The organism is Proteobacteria bacterium CG1_02_64_396, assembly GCA_001872725.1.
In the GTDB taxonomy this organism is placed as follows: domain Bacteria; phylum Pseudomonadota; class MNWR01; order CG1-02-64-396; family CG1-02-64-396; genus CG1-02-64-396.
In genome coordinates this window covers 1-20,276 of the sequence record MNWR01000032.1, presented here as the reverse complement: position 1 = coordinate 20,276, position 20,276 = coordinate 1, and the positions used below count along the sequence as shown (strand labels likewise).

Sequence of the window (20,276 nt, the reverse complement as noted above, 5' to 3'; positions counted from 1 at the left end):
GTCGAATACATCCGCTGACGTTGCATGTCCTTGATGATCGGTTCACCCATGCGGGGGGTGACTGGTATCGCCGGACCCACGGGGCCGGTTTTGTTTACACCTACGAGGTCTCCTGCATGAAACTCGACCTGATGAGCGTCCTTTCCACTGGAGTCGATGCGATCGATCACCAGCACGCCGAATTGTTCGATCGTGTGAACAAGGTCTTCGATTTGAGCGGTGGCATGCCCCACAAAGAGCAGCTTGGGGATCTGATCGATTTTCTGGGCGATTATGTGGTCAAGCACTTCAAGGCCGAGGAGGAGCTGATGAAGAAGTCGGCTTATCCCGGCATCGCGGCGCACCAGGAGCTTCACCGGGCCTTTTTGGGTGAGTTCACCAAGATCAAGGAAGAGTTCGAAGCCAAAGGGCCCGGCCTGACCTTGATGCGCAATACCAACAAAGTGGTGGTGGAGTGGTTGGTCAAACACGTGGGGATCGAAGATCGTCGCGTCGGGGAGCACCTGCAAAAGAAGAAATAACCGCAAAACAGGCGAGCGTTTTTTTTGAGAACCCCGGCGCCCATGTGGGCGCCGGGGTTTTTTATTTCAGTCGCCTAAAGACCGGCTCCAGAATGGCGGCGGTTTTTCCGATGCGTTCCAAGGCCTCTTCGTGGTTGCCCATGGCTGCTGCCAGCGACAACTTCCCCATCTGCTCGTTACACACTGCCATGAAGTACGGCAGGGTCCGTTTGGGATCGCTGTGGCCGTATTTGTCGTCGTTGATCCGCATCTGTTGCACGATCAGTTCGACGAAAGGGCGGTAATGCTCCTCGATTTCGAGGGTGATCATGGTGGGGGTGTGGGCGTCGCTCATAGGGCATTCCAGATGCGTAGAAAAATCAGGCGGGGAAGATCTTGCCGGGGTTGAGAATCCCGTCGGGGTCGAACACCTTGCGCACCCCCTGCATGGTCGCCAAGGTGGCGGGATCGACCTCTAGCCCCAACCAAGCCGATTTCATCGTACCGATGCCGTGCTCTCCCGAAAGCGACCCCCCCATTTCGATCACCTTGTGAAACAGCGTGTCGAGCAGGGGCTCAGCTCGGGCCATCATGGCGGTGTCGGCGGGATCGACCATCAGGTTGACGTGGATGTTGCCGTTACCAGCGTGACCGAAATTGGCAATGGGTATGTTCTGTTCCTTGGACTGCCCCTCCAGCCATTGCACCAGCTCGGGCAGACGACCAACGGGAACCACGATGTCTTCGTTGATTTTCTGGGGGTTGATGCGCAGTAAAGCGGGGGATAGCGCCTTGCGGGATTTCCATAAACTGGCCGCTTCAGCGGCATTTTGGGCTCGGCGCAGCGAAATCACCCCCTCGACCGCCGCTAACCGTTCCACCTCGGCAGCCTCGGTTGCCACCCCTTCGACGCTACCCTCTACCTCGATCATCAACATGCCGCCCGCTCCGTCCGGAAGCCCCACCGGATTGAAGGTTTCGATGGCGCGACACGAGGCGGCGTCGATGAACTCAAGGGCCGATGGGGTAATGTGGGAGCTCATGATGGCGGCCACCGCCTCAGCAGCCTCCTTGACCCCCCGGTAGATGGCCCGGATGGTTGCCTTGGTTTGTGGTTGTGGGGCGATTTTGAGAATCGCCTCGGTAACGATGGCCAGCGTCCCCTCCGAGCCCACCAGCAGCCGGGTCAGGTCGTAGCCGGTCACCGACTTGCTGGTCCCCGCTCCGGTATGGATCACCTCGCCGCTGCCGGTCACGGCGGTCAGTCCCAATACCCAATCTTTGGTGACCCCGTATTTGACCGCCTTGGGGCCACCCGAGCCCTCGGCAATGTTGCCGCCGATGCTGCAATAGAGGGAGGAGGATGGGTCTGGGGGCCAGAAGAAACCGTGGGGGGCCAGGAATTGCTGCAGGTCGCCATTGACGACCCCCGGCTCGACACGTACCGAGCGATTGGAAAGGTCGAGGCTGTGGATGGCGGTCATCCGCTCCAGAGAAAGCACCACAGATGGAGTCATCGGCACACTGCCACCGGTCATGCCGGTTCCCCGCCCGCGCGGGATGATCGGGGTGTGGTAACGGCGGGCCCATTGTACGAGGGCGGCAACCTCTGCGGTTGTTGCCGGCCATACCACCGCCAAGACCTCGCCCCGGGTACGGGTGGCATCGAAACCGTAGGCCTCCAGGGTGGCGGCGTCGGTTGCAAGCGCTGTGGGGTTGATAAGGGCGGCAAGTTCCGCCAAGGCCAGTTTCACGACGAGGTTCCAGCTTTGGGGCAGTAACGCTCGATGATCCGCTCGATGCTCCCCGAGGTCGACTTGCCATCCACAAAAGGCAGGGAGCGCACCTCTCCTCCCCAGGCGATGACCTCTTTGCCCCCCAAGATCTGCTCCACCGCCCAGTCGCCACCTTTGACCAATACGTCGGGTTGCAGGGCCAGAATCAATTCCAAGGGGGTGTCCTGATCGAAAGGGACGACCAGGTCGACCGACCGCAAGCCAGCCAGAACGGTGGCCCGCTCGATGGTGGTGTGGATGGGCCGTTTGGGCCCTTTAAGCCGCTGCACCGATGCGTCGGTGTTCAAGCCGAGCACCAGGTGGGTGCCCAGGGCCCGAGCTTCGTCCAAGTAGGTAACATGGCCGGGGTGAAGAATATCGAAGCAACCGTTGGTGAAGACCACGCGGGCGTTTGATGTGCGACGCCACGCCTCAAGCCGAAGGTGGGCCTGCGCCCAAGGGGGGGTGGAATCGAGAAACATTGGATCTCGCAAGGGGGGAATTAGCGCAGCATGGCGCGCCGGTAAAACCGAAGCTCCTCCAGCGATTCCCGGATGTCGTCAAGGGCCAGATGCGATTTTTTCTTGGCGGGGGGCTGGAGCTCGGGATACCAACGTTTGGCCAGTTCCTTCAGTGTGGAGACATCGATCAAACGGTAATGAAGAAACTGGTCCAGATGGGTCATGTAGCGGGCGATGAAGCGACGGTCCTGCCAGATCGAGTTACCACACAGGGGGGATTGTCCCTCGACCACCCCGTGCTCCTTCAAGAACGTGAGGGTAAGTGCCTCAGCTTGAGCTAAATCGTGGGGGGAGGACAAACAGCGATTCAATAGGCCGGAGGCGCCGTGATGCTCCCGGCTCCAGCCATCCATTGCCTCCAGCTCTTGAGGGGTGGGGCGGATGGCCAGAACCGGCCCCTCCGCCAGAGGGGCCAATTCGGCATCGGTCACGAGGGTGGCGATTTCGAGGATGGTATGACGCTCGGGATCGAGCCCGGTCATCTCAAGGTCGATCCACACCAACAGGTCGGGGTTATTGCCCATCGATTATTTCAAAGTCTTGAGGTACTCGATGACATCTTGGCGGTTGGCTGCGTCCTGCATTACCTTGAGGGTCGGCATGGTAATGATACGCCCCTCCCGTAGCTTTTTGGCGTACGCATCACCGCTCTCGATCACCTTATCGGGGTCGTGCAGCCACTTGTCGATCCATTCGAGGCTGGGGGCGCGACTGATGACCCCTTGCAGGCCGGGACCGATACCGTTGCTTTTATCGATGCTGTGACAGCTGGAGCAGATGTTGGCAAAGATCATGGCACCGTTTTCGGTATCGGCACAGGCACCACCCGACACCCCTACAAAGAGGCCAGCAACACCGACCATCGTCCAAAAACGGGTCCGCTTCCACATGAAATGAGGGGTCAGGAGCGTTCGAACGGGGAGTGACTTCATATCCGCCATAGGTCGTTCCGCCTCCGATGAATGGGCTGGGGCGCGTCGAAAATTACGCTAACGAAATGGGGGATCAGGCGGTCCATGACCGGGAGCGAACCCCCTTTGATCCCCGCAACCGCAAGACAATACCTTCAATCTTGAACAAGGGTAAAGCATAAGATGGCCCGACAAGACCGCCACAGGAAATTGTCCTGATGGAGCGATCAACGCGAGTAGGGCAACTTGCTCTTATTCGGGTGCAGGGCACTGATCGTGGTGGGGATGTGGCCGATGCCGGTCGACGGCGATGGCGGCCGTCAGAGTTCCCAGCAGCCATCCCCCCCCTAAAAGGAAGACTGCGGCGCCATTGTATCCACCGTACCATTTACCGCCATCCTGGAAGATCGGGGCGAACTCTTGCGTGAGCGCTCCATCGAGCAGGATGACTAAAATCACCGGGATGATGATCCGCACCGAGAAGTCGAACCAGGAGTGGGCCACCCAAATCGAGGCCAGCGCTAGCAGCAGCAGCAGTCGTCCCAGCATCGCCCCCAGGCTGTCCCCTGCAGCCGTCAAACCAAGCCACCCGCCCAACAACGCCAATGAGATAACGATCCGCATGAAACGTGCGTAAACCTTGCGCATCCGAAACGGGGCGGCGTTTTCGAGATGCTCTTCAAGACGCTGGGATTTCAAAATCCAGCCAGTTGCCAGCACCTCGAACAGGGCAATCATGGTCAGGCCGTATTGGGTCAAGAAGTGGTCGACAATGTCGAGCCAAAAGAGCCCCGCTCCGGTGGTAAAGACGATCCCCCCTGCAAACCCTAGAAGCGAGACACGGTCGACCGTCATCTTGCGATCCAGGCCGTAACGGTCCCCCAGCGCGGCGACGAAGGCCTCGACCAAACTGACCGAGGAGGAAAGCCCGGCAATGGTCAACGAGGCGAAAAAGAGAAAGCCGAATAGTCCAGGCAAAAACGGCATGTGAGAGATCGCCTCGGGGTAGGCAACGAAGGCCAAACCGATGCTCTGGGCGACCACCTCGTCGATGCCGACCCCTTTGGCCTGGGCCATAAAACCTAAGGTGGAAAAAACGGCAAAACCGGCAAACAGGCTAAACCCGCAATTGAGAATGCTGACGATCAGGGCATCGCGCACTACCGGCGCCTGCCTGGGCAGGTATGAGGCATAGGCCATCATGATGCCGAAGCCGATGGAGAGGGTGAAAAAGATCTGGGTGAAGGCGTCGATCCAGACCTTGCCCTGGGCCAGTTTGCTCCAATCGGGAGAAAGATACGCGTGGACGCCCACCATGGCCCCGGGCAGGTTCAGCGACCAGAAAACCAGGATGGCGGTGGTGGCGATCAGGATCGGAATAAAGATTTTGTTGGCCTGCTCAATCCCGTGGGCTACGCCGCGTCGCACGATCCACCAGTTGATCCCCCAAACTAGGGCCAGGGTGAGCAATATGACAGGATTGGGCAGGCCGATGTCGAAAGGACCTTCACTCAATCCCAAAAAATCCTTGAAGAAGTAAGCGTTGGGGTCGTTCCCCCAGGCCAACCCTAGCGACAAAAAGGTAAAGTCCAGGCACCAGGCGATGATGACGCAATAGTAGATCTCGATGCCGAGCAGGGTCAGGAGCACCGCCCACCATCCCACCCATTGAAAACGGGGGGAGATCCGTCCCATGGCAACCGGGGCCGAGGCGCGCATGAAATGGCCCAATCCCATCTCGACGATCATCAAGGGGATGCCAACCAGAAACAGCGCGATCAAGTAGGGGACGAGAAATGCGCCGCCCCCGTTTTCGTAGGTCAAATATGAAAAACGCCAGATGTTTCCAAGGCCGATGGCGCTACCGGCTGCGGCCAGAATGAACCCGACTTGGGAACGCCATTGATCGCGTGGGGTGCTCATGGATTGGCGGCTCCACGGGGTTGAGTAGGGGGGGTGGGGGTGAACCATTGAGCCCCACCCCAAGCGGCAATCGCCTCTTGCATGACCCGATGCCCCACTGAGATCGCCTCCCAGGCACGGTGGAATTCAAGCAGGCGGATGTCGTCCAGAGGGGGGCGGAGCAGCACGTCGGCGGGGGTTTCTTGCAATGACTCCTCGACCAGTCGACTTTGCATGGTATACAGGCTCGATAGGAGGATTTCCACCATGTTGGGTTGGGCTCCCTCCGCCTCCCACCATTGCCGGATGCCGTCAACCCGGCGCCGCCAAGCCCGACGCAGTGGCCCTTTGACGTAGGGCAGTGGGTCGAGGCGAGGCTCCTTGTGCGGCACATGACTCCGCTTTTTGCCCAAGCGGATCGAGGCGTTCAGGGTCAGGTCGACGGCGATGATCCACTCGGCTCCCATCTCCTTCAAAATCGTGGTTGGAAGCGGATCGACCAAGCCGCCGTCGACCAACAGGCGACCGTTGTCTCGGGCGGGGGTGAAGATGCCTGGCAGAGAAATCGAGGCCCGGATCGCCTCCAATAGCGGCCCTTCGAGGTGGAATACCGCCTGGCTGCGGGCCAGGTCGGTGCTAACGGCGGCAAAGCGGATGGGGAACGATTCGATGGGGGGATCGGCGACCAGATCGTGGATGAAATCGAGCACCTTCTCGCCGTCGATGAGGCCGCTACGAGGGAAAACCGGATCGATGAAGGTCAGCAGTTGCCGCATCCTGGTTTTGCCTGCCCAGTGTTGCAATGGCCCCAATCCCGAGGCGCAGTACATCCCCCCCACTAAGGCCCCCATGCTGCATCCGGCAATGGCATGGATTGGGATCTTGGCCTCCTCCAGCGCCTGTAACACCCCCAGATGGGCCCAGCCCCGCGCCGCGCCGGTCCCCAACGCCAGCCCCACCCGAGGGGGGCGCCCCAGTTTGTGTACCAAGGGGGCGATGTCGCCGACGTTTAGGGGGGCGGGGTGGGTCACCGAGCCTGTTCCTCCAGCAGACGGGGATCGCTGGCGTCACGGATCCCCTCGCCAATCAGGTTGTAAGCCATCACGGTGAGCAATATGGCCAAGCCAGGGAAGAGCGACAGCCACCAGGCGACCTCAATGGCATCTTTGCCGTCGGTCAGGATGTTGCCCCAGGAGGGGGTAGGGGGCTGCACTCCGATGCCGAGGAACGAAAGCGCCGATTCGGTCAACACCGCCCCCGCCACCCCCAGCGAGGCGGTTACCAGGATGGGGGCCAGGGCGTTGGGTAGCAAATGGCGTAGGGTGATGATCCAGCTGGGGGTTCCGGCCAGACGGGCTGCCAGGACGAACTCCCGCTCTTTGAGACTGAGCAGCTCGGTGCGCACCAATCGCGCCACTCCCATCCACGAGGTTACGCCGATCACGATCATGATGTTCCAGATCGAGGGCTCCAGCAGGGCAATCACCGCCAGAATCAAAAAGAAGGCGGGGAAGCAGAGCATGACGTCGACCAGCCGCATCAAGGCGGCGTCGACCCGTCCTCCTATCGCTCCGGCCCAGGCGCCGATCAGGGTGCCGATGGCAATCGAAATTCCCACCGCCACAAAACCGACCAGCAACGAAATTTGGGTGCCGAAGATCATGCGCGAGGCGACATCGCGCCCGAGTTGATCGGTCCCGAGCCAGTGTTGACCGGAAGGGGGCTCCAGAATTGCCCTTACGTCGATGGCGGTCGGGTCGTAGGGGGCAAGCCAGGGGGCGGTTACGGCAACAACAAAAAGAATCGCGACGGCGATCAACCCCGCCATGGCCAGAGGAAGGTCAGCAAAACGGCGCCACATCAGCTGGATCATGATTGCAGTCCCTTACGAATGCGGGGGTCGGAGGCCGCGGCGGCCAGATCGGCAATCAAGTTGCCCAGCAGCGTCAAAACCGCCCCGAGGACCAGAATTCCCATCACCAGAGGGTAGTCGCGCATCATCACACTTTGGTAGAAGAGCTGTCCCATGCCGGGGATGGCGTAGATCGTCTCGAAGATCACCGAGCCGCCGATCAGTCCCGGTACCGATAACCCCAGCAGAGTGATGATGGGGAGCCAAGCGTTGCGCAGGATGTGGCGTCGGATCACCACCGCTTCGGGCAGTCCCTTGGCCCGGGCCGTCGTGACGAAGTCTTGGTGGAGTACCTCAAGGGTGGAGGAGCGCATAAAACGGGAGAACCCCGCTAGACCCCCGAAGGCCGAAAGCAGCACAGGCATGAGCAGATGTTTGGCATAGTCCCCCACCTGTCCCCAAAAGCTCAGCGAGGCATGGTCTGGGGCGGTTAATCCCGAAATCGGCAACCAGCCCAGTTGCACCCCGAACAGGATCATCAGCAGCAGCGCCAGCCAAAAGGTGGGGATGGCAAAGCCGATGAAGACGAAGACCGAAATCGTGCCGTCGAGCCAGGAGTTGCGTTTCAGCGCCGCGACGACCCCCAACGGCACCGCCACGGTGACGATCAGCAGCATCGAGAGCAGGTTGATGACCAGAGTAATCGGGATGCGCTCGACGATTTTGTCCCAGACTGGGCGACCATCGGGGGCGAACGAGGTCCCGAAATCAAGCGTGGCCAGACGCTCCAGCCAAAGGCCGTATTGCAACCAAAGCGGTTTGTCGAGGTTGTAGGCCTCAATCATCTTCAGACGCGACTGCTCGGTCGCCTTGGGATTGAGCTCGCCGAGCTGATCGACCGGCGAACCGGGGGCCAGATGAATGACGGCAAAGGTGATGAGGGTGATACCTAGCAGCAGGGGGAGCATCCCCCCCAGACGACGCAGCAGGTAGGGGATCATGGGGCGACCGTCGGGTGGACTTGCTCGGCTTTGGGGATGAACCACTCCTCCCGGTTGTAGTCGATCCCCGCCGCTTGCACCGCAATGCCGTGAACGCGCCGATCCACGGCAACCAGGGCATAAGGGGCGTAGAGAGGGATGAGCGGCACCTGCTCGTGCAGAATCTCTTGGAAGCGGTCGTAGGTTTTCTTGCGGGTCGCTTGATCGAAGGTGGTACGCCCCTCGACCAAAAGTCGGTCGACCTCGGGGTTGTCGAAGCTCAGAAAGTTGAGCTGAGGGGCTTTGATTTTGGAGGAGTGGAAGATGTCGAATTGGTCGGGGTCATTGCCCAGTCCCCAACCCAGAATGGTCGCCTCGAACTCTCGGGTGTCGATGAACTGCTTGAGGAATGCGGCCCACTCGACGATGCGGATCTTCATCTCAATCCCCAGCTTGGCCAACCGCTGCTGCAGGATGATGGCGGTCGATTCCCGCATCTTGTTGCCCTGGTTGGTGACCACAGTGAAGCGGAAGGGGTGGCCATCCTTGTCGAGAATACCGTCGCTGTCGTGGTCCTCCCAGCCAGCCTCTTTGAGCAGCGCCTTGGCTTTTTCAGGATCGTGGGGGTAGGGATACAACGCGGTGTTGGCCGCCCAGTGGCCAGGTTTGTAGGGGACCGCCGTGGCGATCCCCTGGCCCATCAGTACCCCTTCGATCAGCTCGTTGGTGTCGATGGCGTAGGCGATGGCCTGACGCACGCGCACGTCTTCAAACAGGGGGTTCTTCAGGTTGAAACCTAGGTAGGTGTAGCTGTTGGAGACGTAGCGGTAGACCTCGAATTTCTTTTGGAACTCAGCCCCTTGTGTTTGGCGAACGTACTGGGGCGGGGTGAGCCCCATGGAGTCGATCCCACCGCTCTTGAGCTCCAAGAACTGACTGGCGGTGTCGGGAATGACCCGGGTGCGATCACGGTCGATCCACACCGTGCCACCGAAGTAATCGGGGTTGGCGGTCAGGGTGATCTGCGCCCCCCGCTCCCAGGTGCCAAAGCGGTAAGGGCCGGTCCCCACCGGTTTGGAGGCAAGCTCGGAGGTGTGGATGTCTTTGCCTTCTAGCAGATGGGCCGGGAGGATTGAGGTCGCCCAAGAGGCCAGTGCCGGAGCAAATGGCTCCTTGTAGTGGACTACCACCGTGAAATCGTCCGGGGTTTCAAGGGTGTCGACCATCTGAAAATCGCCGGCGTAGGCGGTGCGGGTGCTGGGATCGACCGTGACGTCCCAGGTGTAGGCGACATCCTTGGCGGTGAAAGGGGCGCCGTCGTGCCATTTCACCCCCTTGCGCAGATGGAAGGTCAGGGTGAGGTTGTCTCTTGAGATCTCAAAGGATTCGGCCAGATCGCCAACCAGACGAAGATCGCCGGTATACCTGAGCAGTCCGCTGTACACCATGCCTGAGATGGCGTGCGAGGAGGCATCTGAGGCGAGTAGGGGGATGAGGGTCGAAGCCTCTCCGATGGAGCCCGAGATCAGCATCCCTCCCAGTTCAGGAGCGACATTTGCGGCATGCTGGACTGGAGAGGGGGGGGGGGTAGAGGGCTTTGTGTCGTTGGAGCAGCTGCCGAGCAGCAGGGTCAGAACCAAGAGTTCTGTCCATTGTTTGCGGGTCATACGCCGTCCACGGGGGAAAGGGGAAGAGGGACCAAACCATTCGGGGGATCTTCCAAACTTCCGTCATCGGGGTCCAGCGCGATTGCTACGTCACATCAGTCGATCGGCAATATCGGTGGGGCGGACATACAAAATCATCTTTTGTCCGGGCCGGATCAGAGGGGAGCGATACTGGGGATTCCAGGCCACGACATCGCTGACCTGAATACCGAACTTTGTGGCGATGGAGGCCAAACTGTCGCCATGGCGTACGGTGTAAACCACTTTGCGGGTGGTGCCCATGGTGGCGGGTGTCGCCTTTTGGGGGATTTTTATGGTTTGTCCAACCTGGATCCCTCCACCCTGATAGATTCCGTTCAACGCCCGCAGACGGGAAACCGAGCTATCGAAACGTCGGGCCAAATCCCAAAGTGAATCGCCGGTTTGCACCTTGTAGGTAAGATACCCCGCCGATGAGGTCAGGAGCTGGCGTTCTTGAAGGGCAACGTTGAAGGTGTTGCCCCGGCGTGCTGATTGAGGAATCACCAAAACGGTGCCGATGCGTAGTCGCCTGGGATCGACAGCGTGATTGATCGACAGAAGGGTTTCCAAGTCGACCCGGTAGCGGCGGGCAATGCTGTCGAGGGTTTCACCGAGAAGGACACGATGGCGAATCCAGGCGACCCGTTCCGAGGAGGGCAGTCGTGCCCAGGCGCTGCGAATGGCGTTGGCATACTCGGGCGTCACCCTCAAGTGCCAGATGCCGGTTTTTGGGGGGGTTCCCCAACGATTGAATTCGGGATTGAGTCGGTAGAGTTCCTCCAAAGGGACATCGGCAACCTTGGCTAGGACGGTTAGATCGACCGGCCCCTCGATAGGGACGTGTAAAACAGGGGTCCAATCGCTGAGGAGGGGGTCCAATAGCTCTTGGTGATCGTGAAACAAAGAAACCAAGCCCCACCACTGCGCTACATACACGTCGGTTTGAGAGGGAAGATCGAGAAACCAAACCGGGCTGCTGGCCTCGTTGCCAGCCTTCACGGTGTAATGACGAATGGCTCGGGCAATATTTCCTTCCCCCGCATTGTAGGCAGCAACGGCCAAACTCCAGTCGTTGAAACGACGGTACAATGAAGCCAGGTACCTCATAGCCGCCCGTGTAGAGGCCTCGGGATCGCGGCGGGGGTCGATCCAAGCCGTTGGCACAAGGTCGAAACGCCGCGCCGTGGCTGGGATAAACTGCCATAATCCGGTCGCCCGGAAGGGGCTGATCGCGAACGGGTCGAAACGGCTTTCGACAAAGGGGAGCAATGCCAGCTCCGCAGGTAGACCCTCTTCGCGGATGATCGGTAGAATAATGGGCAAATAGGTTGAGGCTCGGGCAAAGGTGGTTGATAAATCGTGAAGATCGCCCGCCAGTGACTGGCGCCACCGCTCGATGACCGGTTGTTGCGGAACCTCCAGCGCGAATTCGTTGGCCAATCGCTCCCATGAAGGGGGTAGCGCTTCCGCTTGGAGGCTTGGCCCCAAAGCGAGCACCCCTATGATCGCGAGGAAGGCCCCCGTTTGGACCCAACGATGCCGCCAATCGGGGTTGCTCCGAGTACATGCCATGATGTCGGTTGTGTCCCTTAATGGAGTTGGGCGAAAGGAATTCGACTTTTGAAGTATTGGACGAGTTACTCGTCCCAACCCCATGTAAAGAAATAATTTCTTGACAAGAACGGGTCACATGGAAAGGCTTGTTCGGCCTGTGAGATGCAGCGGGAAGTTCTTGTCTGTTGTCAGGATCGGTTGCGACGAGACTGGATCGATTTTCTTCCCAATGGATTCCGCATGCCCCTGATCGAACCGACCGAATCATGCCATGAAATCGAAGAGCCCGCATGATTGGCGCCACGTTGGAGCGATGGTTCACATCGTTCGCAAGTTATTGAGGAGCACCCGTGGTCGACGCAAAAGCCGCCCCAAAAGGTAATGTCACTGGTCCCCGAGCCGCTCTGGGGAATCACCTTGTTGGACAGGGTTTAATTACCGTTGAACAGTGGGAGAAGGTCCGCGGCCTGAACGGTCGGGCGATGATCCAAACACTGGTTCAAGATCAGAAGGTCCCCGAGCGCGACTTGGTGACCAAGCTGGCTTCTTTTTATCACGTCCCCTTTATTGATCTGGAACGCTTTCCCGTCCGTGCCGAAATGGCCGAGCAGGTGCCGCAAAAAGCGGCCATGAAGTACAAGATCGTTCCCCTGCAAGAACATAACGGCCAGTTGTTGGTGGCCATGATCGACCCTCTTGACCTGAAAGCGGTCGACGAAATCCGCTTTACCCTCAACCGCCCCATCAAGGGGGTGTTCGCCACCCCGAGTGCCATCCAAAAACGACTAGAGGCCATCTACGGCAGCAGTGCCGACGACGCCATGGCGGGTTTATCGGAGAGCTTGGAAGATGCCGAGGTTCGTGAGGATGATGGGAGCGAGGAGCAGGAGGAGGATGCTGAATCCCTAGCGCGCGCCGCTTCGGACTCCCCGGTCATCAAAATGGTCAACGGTATTTTGGCCGAGGCCATCAAAAAGGGGGTCAGCGACATCCACATCGAGCCCACCGAAACCCAATTGGTGGTCCGCTACCGCATCGATGGCAAGTTGCGACCGATTTTTAAACTGCAGAAGCAGTACAGCAAGCCGGTAGCCAGTCGCATCAAGATCATCTCCAACCTCGATATCTCCAACACGCGCACCCCCCAGGACGGTCGAACGAAGCTCAAGGTTGGTCAAAAGTCCTTCGATATGCGCGTCTCCACCTTGCCGACCTACTTTGGCGAGAAGGTGGTGATTCGTATTTTGGATAAGGGGGCGATCAATCTTGGTCTTGAGGTGCTTGGCTTTAATAAGGGCGAATTGGACCTGATGCAGAAATGCGCAGGTTACCCCCAGGGGATGATCCTGGTAACCGGTCCGACCGGTTCGGGAAAAACCACAACCCTTTACTCGGTCCTCAACTACCTCAACTCTGAAGACACCAACATCATCACGGTTGAAGATCCTGTTGAGTTCCAAATCAAGGGGATCAATCAGGTTCCCATCAATCCGGCTGCAGGGATGACCTTTGCCGCCGCGTTGAAATCGATCCTGCGCCAAGATCCCAACGTCATCATGGTGGGTGAGATCCGCGATCTCGAAACAGCAGAAACCGCCATGCACGCATCCCAGACCGGCCACATGGTGCTTTCGACTCTGCATACCAACGGTGCTGCTGAAACGATTGGTCGTTTGGTGGAGATGGGGCTTGAGCCATATCAGATCTCCTCCAGCTTAACGATGGTCGAGGCCCAGCGCTTGCTGCGGAAGATTTGCCCCAACTGCAAGGTGCCGGACGATTCTTTGACGCCCCAGCTACGGCAAAAATACAACATTCCCGAAGAGATTGTTTTCTACCATGGAAAAGGTTGCGACACCTGCGGGGGATCGGGCAATAAGGGACGTATCGGTGCCTATGAGGTTTTGTTTCTGAACGACGCCATCAAGGAGATGATTTCCAGGCGTGCCACCGAGCTCGAATTGCGCGATACCGGTCGGGACCAAGGCATGATGACCATGTTCGAGGATGGCTTGGTCAAGGTCATGAGGGGATTGGTCTCGTGGGGCGAGTTCATTGACGTGTTGCCTGAACCAACCGACTTGGAGATCGATGGTTCTTACCTCATGAAGGCCTACCTTCAGGCCTATGAGAAGCGGGTCGATGTTCGTTACAGTGAGCAAAACCAAGAGAGGGAGAACAATCTCATCCTTGTGGTGGACGATTCGGCCACCATTCGAAACTTGGTTCGTTTCATCCTGACCAACGACGGGTTTGAGGTTCTTGAGGCCGAGGATGGTCAAGCTGCCCTTCAGGTCTTGCGCAAACAGCGCCCTGATCTGATTATGACCGATAGGGAAATGCCCAAAATGGATGGTCTGGAGCTAATCAAGAAACTACGTTCTTCTGCTTCGACCGCCGACATCCCAATCATCATGCTGACTTCACGGCGAGAGGAAGACAGTGAGGTCGAGGGTTTGTCTGCAGGTGCCGACGATTATATCGGCAAGCCTATCGAACCGGCCAAGTTGGCGGCCCGCGTTCGGAAAGTCCTCAAACTATACAAGCGGATGCAAGCGTGAGTGATAAGACTGCCCAATCCGAACAAAATGTGGTGGCGGATGACGCCATCTCTTCCCGCTATGCCGAGTTGTTGTCGGCCCGTCAGAATCTCGGCGGCGAATCGGGGGACGAAGACCGTGGTGTGCTCCATCAGCTGATTCTGTTCAAACTCAGTAGCAAGCGGGTGGCAATGGCCATCGAACACCTACGTGAAGTAGTTCCTCTGCCGAAGATCGGCGGCATCACACCCATCCCTACTGCGCCTGAGTATGTGATGGGTCTGGGAAATCTGCGCGGTCGTGTTTTGACCTTGATCGACCTTCATGGCTACCTGGGAATGGGGCGGGTTACCAATAGCGAGCTTGCTAAGGTTTTGGTGGTCTACGAAGGCAAGGAGCAATTGGGGATTTTGGTTGAGGAGGTCGAAGACATTGTCGAGGCCTCGGACCGTGATATTCATCCCGGTGAGCCGTCGTTGCACCCAGACCTGAAAAACCTATTGGATGCCGAGGTGATGCGGGATGGCGGTTTAACTCCGATGGTTGATCTCACTCGAATGTTGCGGTAGTCGAGATGGCGCTTTCAGATGGCGGTCGCCTGATCGACATTTTGGTTGTTGAAGCCTCGGGCTTCAAAGTCGGTCTTCTGATGAGCGAGATTCTTGAGTTGTTGCCGACCGAGAAGCTTCAAGGTGTCAAGGTGCTTGATTTGCGACACCATTTCAATCCGAGCATCCAAGTAGGCAGCAAGAAGCTGTCCTCCGTTCTGCTACGCAAAAGCAAGGATCAGGAGGGGGTCCAGCTTCTGGTGGATCGCTTGGGAGACATTTACTCTGTTACCCCAGAGGCGATTGAGACGTTTCCACCTGGGGTTGCCCGGGTAATCCCGTTTTGGGCGGTTATTACCCCCAGGGCGGGAGCCGGAGACGTTGTACCCTTGATGGATGTACCCCGTCTTCTCTCTAAAGCCACAATAGGCGGGCTTGTTCGCTAATTCATTTGGTGTTGTCGCTAAGTTTTTAATATTTGAGCTGGGTGATCCCATTCAGCGCAACAGGGCGTATCGCGGACCAAGACGTGCCTCCAATGGCCCCCTGCTCGCAGATTGTTGAGGAGCTACCATGAAAAGTCGTATTCGCCGAACGCTATTTACCTACATCGGGATCATCACCGGGCTTTTAATTGCTTCCGGTCTTACGGTGTATCTGGGGGGGTATCAGAGTGGGGTGAAAGCGTTAGGGCTTCTTCAAGAAAATCTTGAAAAGAGCCGCTTGATGTTCTCAATTGAGACACGGCTGCTGACCCTCAGTACCCCGGTCCGGGAATACACGGTTAACCTAGACCCCAAGCAGCAAGAGACCTTTGACAAAGCGGTCGAGAATTACACCGAACTTTCCAGCCGCTTGGCCGGGATGTCGGGATTGTCTTCGGAAGAGCGCCAATCGTTGAAAGAGATCGACGGTCTGGTTCAGAACGTGGTTCAGACCGGCGACTTGATCTTGGGCATGGAAAACCCCGGCGATTCTTCAACCGATATGTTGCGGGTTATGGATACCCTGGCGCAGATCGGCGTGCAAAAGCTGGCTCAGATTAACGACACGCTTCAGTCACGCGGCCAAACCGAGGTGGACGGAGCGCTCGCCTCGGCACAAACCGCGCAAATTTTCGCGGTGGGTGTTGCGGTAGCAACCCTCTTGGTTGCTCTGTTCCTGATTCAACGCTTCACCGGGAATGTGGTTTCGGGGGTGTTGCAATCGTCGGTGGGTGTGGGTGACGCCTCCACCGAGATTCTGGCCACCGTTGAATCCCAGGCCAATGCGGCGTTGATGGAGGCGGCGTCGGTGACCGAGATTTCGAAGATGCTCATCGATATGTCGGATGCGGCCCGACAGATCGCGGTTAACTCCGGCAGTGTGGAGGAGATCGCGAACCAGACCTCTGAAACGGCGAAAACCGGGGCCAAACAGGTGACCGATGCGGTCTCCTACATGGAGCGGATTCGTGACGAGATTAACGAGATCGCCGAAAAGATTTCGTACACCGGTCAAAAGTCGATCGAAATTGGCGACGTGGTGGAGCAGATTAAGTCGATTGCCGACGAAACCCACCTGCTGGCGTTGAACGCCGCCATTGAGTCGGCTGCTGCTGGCGAATACGGCAAACGGTTCTCGGTGGTGGCCGCCGAGGTGCGGCGTCTGGCAGAACGTACCCGCGAATTCACTGAAGACATTCGGGACATCATTACCGAGGTGCAGCGCGCTTCCCAGGCTTCGGTGCAAGCGGTGGAGATCGGTAAGGAGGAGGGTGAAAAGGGTGCGTCGGTGGCTCGTGAGGCCGGTTTGGCGTTGGATGGTATCGTGAAAATGACCCACAAGACGGCGCTTGCGACCAAACAGATCACCTTGGCCACCAAGCAACAGCAGCTGAGTTCAGAAGAAATTGCCGAAACGATGCGCGAGATTTCGAACGTTTTGAACGAAAGCGCAGAGGAGATGGGCGAGACCCGCGCCATCACTTATCGCCTCAATGAGGAGGCAACCCGCCTGCGGCAGATCGTGTGACGCCTCATATTTCGAGGCTCGAAAACCTCGGCAATTTTGTTGGCCAAGCTGTTTGCAACTCGTTTGATGCCCGATTCAGGAGCGCTCCATGACCCAGCTTGACATGACCGCGTTCTACGCGGGGTTTGTGGAGGAGGCGACCGAGCGACTCCAGGAGTTTTCCCGCGGGTTGTTGGCGTTGGAACAGGGCAAAAAGGATGAGGACATCCTTGCCCAAATGGCTCGAAACGCCCATACGATCAAAGGATCGGCCAATATGTTGGGTCTTACCGACATCGGTAAGACCGGCCATGTAATGGAAGATGCGCTCAATCGGCTCAAGACCAATCCCGAACAGGCCAGTCGAGATCTGGTCGATTTGCTTCTTGAAATGACCGATGCGCTCGGTGAGCGCTTGAGTACCCTGCTTGAAACCCAAAACGCGCCAAAATTGCTAGATACGGAGCGTTTTTCCAAATCGATGACTCAGGTTTTGGCGGCGGGAGACAAAGGGGTGGCAACCGCCCCTGAGCCATCCTCCCAGGTCGCGGCACCCCCGTCTGCGGCACCACCCTCAGCATCTCCAAAACCGCAGCAAATATCCGATGAAGTGCCTGCTTCTTCCCGTCCAGCTGCCGAAGTGCGTCCTTCGCGGCAGGAAGAACCCTCTAAAGAAAAGGAATCCCCTGAGAAACGGGACCGCGCCGCCCCCCCGACCGGTGGACGCGAGGATTCCAAAGATTCCCCCTTTATTCCGAGCGATCACCGAGTTACCGATGGAGGGAGCGGATCCTCTTCATTTACCCCGAGTGGTCGGAGCGTTCGCCTTCCAGTTGAGCGTATAGAGGCGCTTTCAACCCATATTGTTGAATTGACTATCGATAAATCCCAGGCGGAGGAGGGGAGCCGGGTTTTCCAGCGATTGGTCGACGATCATCAATACACACTGCGGGCGTGGACTGAAATTCATGACTTCTTGCAGGATTCAGGCTACCTGAGTGGTGGTGATGTCGAGCATTTGCAGGATGTGGATCGCCGATTTGTAGAAATCCAACGTCGGTTGGAGCGGTTTTTACAAGATCTGAAAAGTGAGATTTTCCGCCGCAATTTGTTGATGGAAGACTTGCGAAACCGAGTTTTGGCTTTGGCAATGAAGCCATTAGCGTCGTTGTTTCTGGCCCTACCCCGCTCGGTACGCGATTTGGCCCGTCGCTACGACAAGCAGATTGAGCTTATTACCTCGGGTGAGGAGATCGAGCTGGATCGCTCTGTGGTAGATGCGTTGATGGAGCCGCTGATCCACTTGATCAACAACGCTATTGCCCATGGTGTCGAGCAACCCGATGTGCGCCGTGAAAAAGGGAAAAACCCCGTGGGATACATTGGGGTGCATGCGCGGCAGATGGGATCCGAGGTGGTCATCCACATTGAGGATGATGGCCGCGGAATTGACCACGAAGAGATCCGAAGGGTTGCGGTTAGTCGAGGCGTAACGACGGCCCGAGAAGCCACCGAGATGTTGCCCGGCGACCTAATCGAATTGATTTTTCGGCCAGGATTTTCAACCGCATCGGGGATTTCTGATATCTCCGGACGTGGCGTCGGCATGGATGTGGTTCGCAGCACCGTCCGTCGTCTAACCGGGTCGGTCAAGGTGGATACCCGCCTTGGAGAGGGATCCCGCTTTACTTTAACCATTCCCCTGACAATTGCGGTTCAAAAAGCGGTGATTTTCACCCTGGGCAAACGCCGTTACGCCCTGTTGTCGCACATGGTTTCTTCGGCGATCCGGCATGCAAATGCTGAGATCTTAAAGGTTGAGCGTCGCGAGGTGATTCGCAGGGATCGACACATTATCCCATTGGTGAATTTGGGACGGATTTTCGGAACCGACGAGTCGTACCATAGTGGCGACGACACCGAACGGACGATCTTGATTGCCAAGCACCTTGAGGGCGAAATCGGGCTTATCGTCGATCAAGTGATCGATGAGGTCGAAATTGTGGTGAACGACCTTGACCCCTACTTGAAGCGGTTCCAGCTCCAAGGGGTTTTAGGGTCTACCATCTTGGGCGATGGGATGATCGCGTTGATCCTTGAACCGCAAGGTATCAAGGAGATGGCCCGTACGGCGCCGATGCATATTGAGTCCGCTTCCGATCTGCGACCCTCCTCCGCGCAAACGGGACGCCGCTCAAATCGGGCGGTCAAGGTGCTGTTGGTGGACGACTCCTTGATTGCCCGTCAAGTTGAACGGGCGGTCCTTGAAAAAAATGGTTTTGACGTCGAAACGGCGATCGACGGGGTGGATGCCCTTGAAAAACTCGAGAACACCGCCGTTGACATCATTATTTCCGACATCGAGATGCCGAGGATGGACGGTTATGGGTTAATTCAGAAACTTCGTAGTGATCGCCGTTTTATTCAAACTCCGATTGTGTTCATTACTACTCGTGAGTCGGACGAAGACAAACGCAAGTCCTTCGAGCTGGGTGCGGATGCATTCTTGATTAAGCAGGATTTGGAACAGGGTTCGATGATTCAGACATTGATGGAGTTGGCCCAACGCGGGTAATTCACTCCACCCCACTCCAATAAAAAATGGCCCCAATCGGGGCCATTTTTTATTGGAGTGGGGTTGGGTATTCCAAAAAACTCATAGACCTTCCATGTCAAATTTTCCTGAAAGGTTCAGCTTCATTCGCAAATCCTCAGGATGGACTGCCTGCTCCAGCGCGTGCTCAAGTTTGATTTCTTGGGCTTCGATAAGCTCCATGAGGTTTTGATCCAAGGTTTGACTGCCGTAAATGGTCCGACCCTCGGCCATCTGTTTTGGTATTTCGTCGGTTCTGTCGGGGTCTCGGATAAGGGTTTGAATCACGCTGTTGTTGATGAGCACATCGCAGGCAGCCACTCGACCGGGGCGATCCACTCTAGGAAGAAGACGCTGGGTTATGATGGCTCGAAGGTTTTCGGCCAATCGGGAACGGGCCAGCGGTTGATCCTCCTGTTTAAAAACAGCCAACAGGCGGAGCAAGGCGTTGAGCGAGGTGTTGGCATGAACCGTGGCTAATACCAAATGGCCAGTCTCCGCAGCCGTTAAGGCGATCTCAACCATGCGTACATCGCGGATTTCCCCCGCCTGAATAATGTCGGGATTTTCACGCATTGCCGCTTTTAATCCCTCCTCAAAGGTTAATAGATCGCTGCCCACCTTGGGGTGGACCCCACTCCTTGGACAGTTTGGGGGCGAAAATTTGTAAACGGTTAGTGGCGGTGGGTGGTTCCGCCGTGGGTTTGATGGACCTGTTCTGGGGTCTTGCCGCCGAGGGCACTGTGGGGGCGCTCGGTGTTGTAAAACCGGAAGTAGCGGTCGAGCCCCTGGTGCAGCGCCACCCCATCGGCATGGTCGTACAGGTAGATCTCTTCGTACTTCACCGTGCGCCACAAACGTTCGATGAAGACGTTGTCCAGCGCCCGGCCCCGTCCGTCCATGCTGATGAGAATCTGTTG

The 20,276-nt window shown here is 57.6% G+C and carries 18 protein-coding genes and 1 pseudogene; 6 read left to right on the top strand and 13 right to left on the bottom strand.

The genetic code is table 11. From position 1 onward, the window contains the following. The first annotated feature begins 116 nt into the window (after positions 1–116). Entirely contained in the window at positions 117–521 is a 405-nt protein-coding gene (locus AUJ55_04045) for a hypothetical protein (protein OIO59084.1), read from the top strand. A 61-nt stretch (positions 522–582) separates the two neighbouring features. Here AUJ55_04045 and AUJ55_04040 read toward each other — a convergent pair whose 3' ends face one another. From AUJ55_04040 to AUJ55_03990, 11 genes are all read right to left on the bottom strand, one after another. Beyond that, on the bottom strand, positions 583–855 hold the full coding sequence (locus AUJ55_04040) for a hypothetical protein (GenBank protein OIO59083.1): 273 nt from the start codon (positions 853–855) through the stop codon (positions 583–585). A 25-nt stretch (positions 856–880) separates the two neighbouring features. Further along, the gene (locus AUJ55_04035) at positions 881–2,278 is read right to left on the bottom strand and encodes a hypothetical protein (GenBank protein ID OIO59082.1); all 1,398 of its coding nucleotides are present in this window, start codon (positions 2,276–2,278) and stop codon (positions 881–883) included. Then, a complete protein-coding gene (locus tag AUJ55_04030) occupies positions 2,251–2,757 on the bottom strand; it encodes a D-beta-D-heptose 1-phosphate adenosyltransferase (GenBank protein OIO59081.1) in 507 nt (168 codons plus the stop codon). The genes AUJ55_04035 and AUJ55_04030 overlap by 28 nt, the downstream gene beginning before the upstream one ends. A gap of 20 nt (positions 2,758–2,777) precedes the next feature. After that, complete coding sequence (locus tag AUJ55_04025) at positions 2,778–3,320, bottom strand: oligoribonuclease (GenBank protein OIO59080.1); 543 nt, start codon at positions 3,318–3,320, stop codon at positions 2,778–2,780. A 3-nt stretch (positions 3,321–3,323) separates the two neighbouring features. Continuing rightward, on the bottom strand, positions 3,324–3,686 hold the full coding sequence (locus AUJ55_04020) for a hypothetical protein (protein OIO59079.1): 363 nt from the start codon (positions 3,684–3,686) through the stop codon (positions 3,324–3,326). A 273-nt stretch (positions 3,687–3,959) separates the two neighbouring features. Beyond that, positions 3,960–5,630, bottom strand: a complete 1,671-nt coding sequence (locus AUJ55_04015; protein ID OIO59078.1) for a hypothetical protein — start codon at positions 5,628–5,630, stop codon at positions 3,960–3,962. Further along, entirely contained in the window at positions 5,627–6,640 is a 1,014-nt protein-coding gene (locus AUJ55_04010; protein OIO59077.1) for a hypothetical protein, read from the bottom strand. The genes AUJ55_04015 and AUJ55_04010 overlap by 4 nt, the downstream gene beginning before the upstream one ends. Beyond that, positions 6,637–7,482 carry a peptide ABC transporter permease gene (locus AUJ55_04005; GenBank protein OIO59076.1) on the bottom strand — a complete coding sequence of 282 codons (846 nt, stop codon included), beginning with the start codon at positions 7,480–7,482 and terminating at the stop codon, positions 6,637–6,639. The genes AUJ55_04010 and AUJ55_04005 overlap by 4 nt, the downstream gene beginning before the upstream one ends. After that, on the bottom strand, positions 7,479–8,462 hold the full coding sequence (locus AUJ55_04000; GenBank protein OIO59075.1) for a diguanylate cyclase: 984 nt from the start codon (positions 8,460–8,462) through the stop codon (positions 7,479–7,481). The genes AUJ55_04005 and AUJ55_04000 overlap by 4 nt, the downstream gene beginning before the upstream one ends. Further along, a complete protein-coding gene (locus AUJ55_03995; protein ID OIO59074.1) occupies positions 8,459–10,108 on the bottom strand; it encodes a peptide-binding protein in 1,650 nt (549 codons plus the stop codon). Before AUJ55_03995 ends, AUJ55_04000 begins: the two co-directional genes overlap by 4 nt. A gap of 90 nt (positions 10,109–10,198) precedes the next feature. Next, a complete protein-coding gene (locus AUJ55_03990; GenBank protein OIO59073.1) occupies positions 10,199–11,569 on the bottom strand; it encodes a hypothetical protein in 1,371 nt (456 codons plus the stop codon). A gap of 518 nt (positions 11,570–12,087) precedes the next feature. Here AUJ55_03990 and AUJ55_03985 point away from each other — a divergent pair. The 5 genes from AUJ55_03985 to AUJ55_03965 all read left to right on the top strand — a co-directional run bounded on the left by AUJ55_03985 (position 12,088) and on the right by AUJ55_03965 (position 19,338). Next, a complete protein-coding gene (locus AUJ55_03985) occupies positions 12,088–14,244 on the top strand; it encodes a hypothetical protein (protein OIO59123.1) in 2,157 nt (718 codons plus the stop codon). Next, complete coding sequence (locus tag AUJ55_03980) at positions 14,241–14,792, top strand: hypothetical protein (GenBank protein ID OIO59072.1); 552 nt, start codon at positions 14,241–14,243, stop codon at positions 14,790–14,792. Before AUJ55_03985 ends, AUJ55_03980 begins: the two co-directional genes overlap by 4 nt. Positions 14,793–14,797: 5 nt before the next feature. Continuing rightward, positions 14,798–15,217, top strand: coding sequence for a hypothetical protein (locus AUJ55_03975; GenBank protein OIO59071.1), 420 nt, complete (start codon positions 14,798–14,800; stop codon positions 15,215–15,217). A gap of 127 nt (positions 15,218–15,344) precedes the next feature. Continuing rightward, positions 15,345–16,784 carry a hypothetical protein gene (locus tag AUJ55_03970; GenBank protein ID OIO59070.1) on the top strand — a complete coding sequence of 480 codons (1,440 nt, stop codon included), beginning with the start codon at positions 15,345–15,347 and terminating at the stop codon, positions 16,782–16,784. Between the two features lie 88 nt (positions 16,785–16,872). Then, positions 16,873–19,338, top strand: a complete 2,466-nt coding sequence (locus tag AUJ55_03965; protein ID OIO59069.1) for a hypothetical protein — start codon at positions 16,873–16,875, stop codon at positions 19,336–19,338. A gap of 81 nt (positions 19,339–19,419) precedes the next feature. Here AUJ55_03965 and AUJ55_03960 read toward each other — a convergent pair whose 3' ends face one another. Next, positions 19,420–19,932 carry a hypothetical protein gene (locus tag AUJ55_03960; GenBank protein OIO59068.1) on the bottom strand — a complete coding sequence of 171 codons (513 nt, stop codon included), beginning with the start codon at positions 19,930–19,932 and terminating at the stop codon, positions 19,420–19,422. Between the two features lie 98 nt (positions 19,933–20,030). Further along, a pseudogene (locus AUJ55_03955) lies at positions 20,031–20,276 on the bottom strand (hypothetical protein).

Bases quoted from the DNA above. Each gene is read 5' to 3' on its own strand.
- AUJ55_04045 (OIO59084.1), top strand. From the start codon at position 117: ATGAAACTCGACCTGATGAGCGTCCTTTCCACTGGAGTCGATGCGATC.
- AUJ55_04040 (OIO59083.1), bottom strand. From the start codon at position 855: ATGAGCGACGCCCACACCCCCACCATGATCACCCTCGAAATCGAGGAG.
- AUJ55_04030 (OIO59081.1), bottom strand. From the start codon at position 2,757: ATGTTTCTCGATTCCACCCCCCCTTGGGCGCAGGCCCACCTTCGGCTT.
- AUJ55_04025 (OIO59080.1), bottom strand. From the start codon at position 3,320: ATGGGCAATAACCCCGACCTGTTGGTGTGGATCGACCTTGAGATGACC.
- AUJ55_04020 (OIO59079.1), bottom strand. From the start codon at position 3,686: ATGTGGAAGCGGACCCGTTTTTGGACGATGGTCGGTGTTGCTGGCCTC.
- AUJ55_04015 (OIO59078.1), bottom strand. From the start codon at position 5,630: ATGAGCACCCCACGCGATCAATGGCGTTCCCAAGTCGGGTTCATTCTG.
- AUJ55_04005 (OIO59076.1), bottom strand. From the start codon at position 7,482: ATGATCCAGCTGATGTGGCGCCGTTTTGCTGACCTTCCTCTGGCCATG.
- AUJ55_04000 (OIO59075.1), bottom strand. From the start codon at position 8,462: ATGATCCCCTACCTGCTGCGTCGTCTGGGGGGGATGCTCCCCCTGCTG.
- AUJ55_03995 (OIO59074.1), bottom strand. From the start codon at position 10,108: ATGACCCGCAAACAATGGACAGAACTCTTGGTTCTGACCCTGCTGCTC.
- AUJ55_03975 (OIO59071.1), top strand. From the start codon at position 14,798: ATGGCGCTTTCAGATGGCGGTCGCCTGATCGACATTTTGGTTGTTGAA.
- AUJ55_03970 (OIO59070.1), top strand. From the start codon at position 15,345: ATGAAAAGTCGTATTCGCCGAACGCTATTTACCTACATCGGGATCATC.
- AUJ55_03965 (OIO59069.1), top strand. From the start codon at position 16,873: ATGACCCAGCTTGACATGACCGCGTTCTACGCGGGGTTTGTGGAGGAG.
- AUJ55_03960 (OIO59068.1), bottom strand. From the start codon at position 19,932: ATGCGTGAAAATCCCGACATTATTCAGGCGGGGGAAATCCGCGATGTA.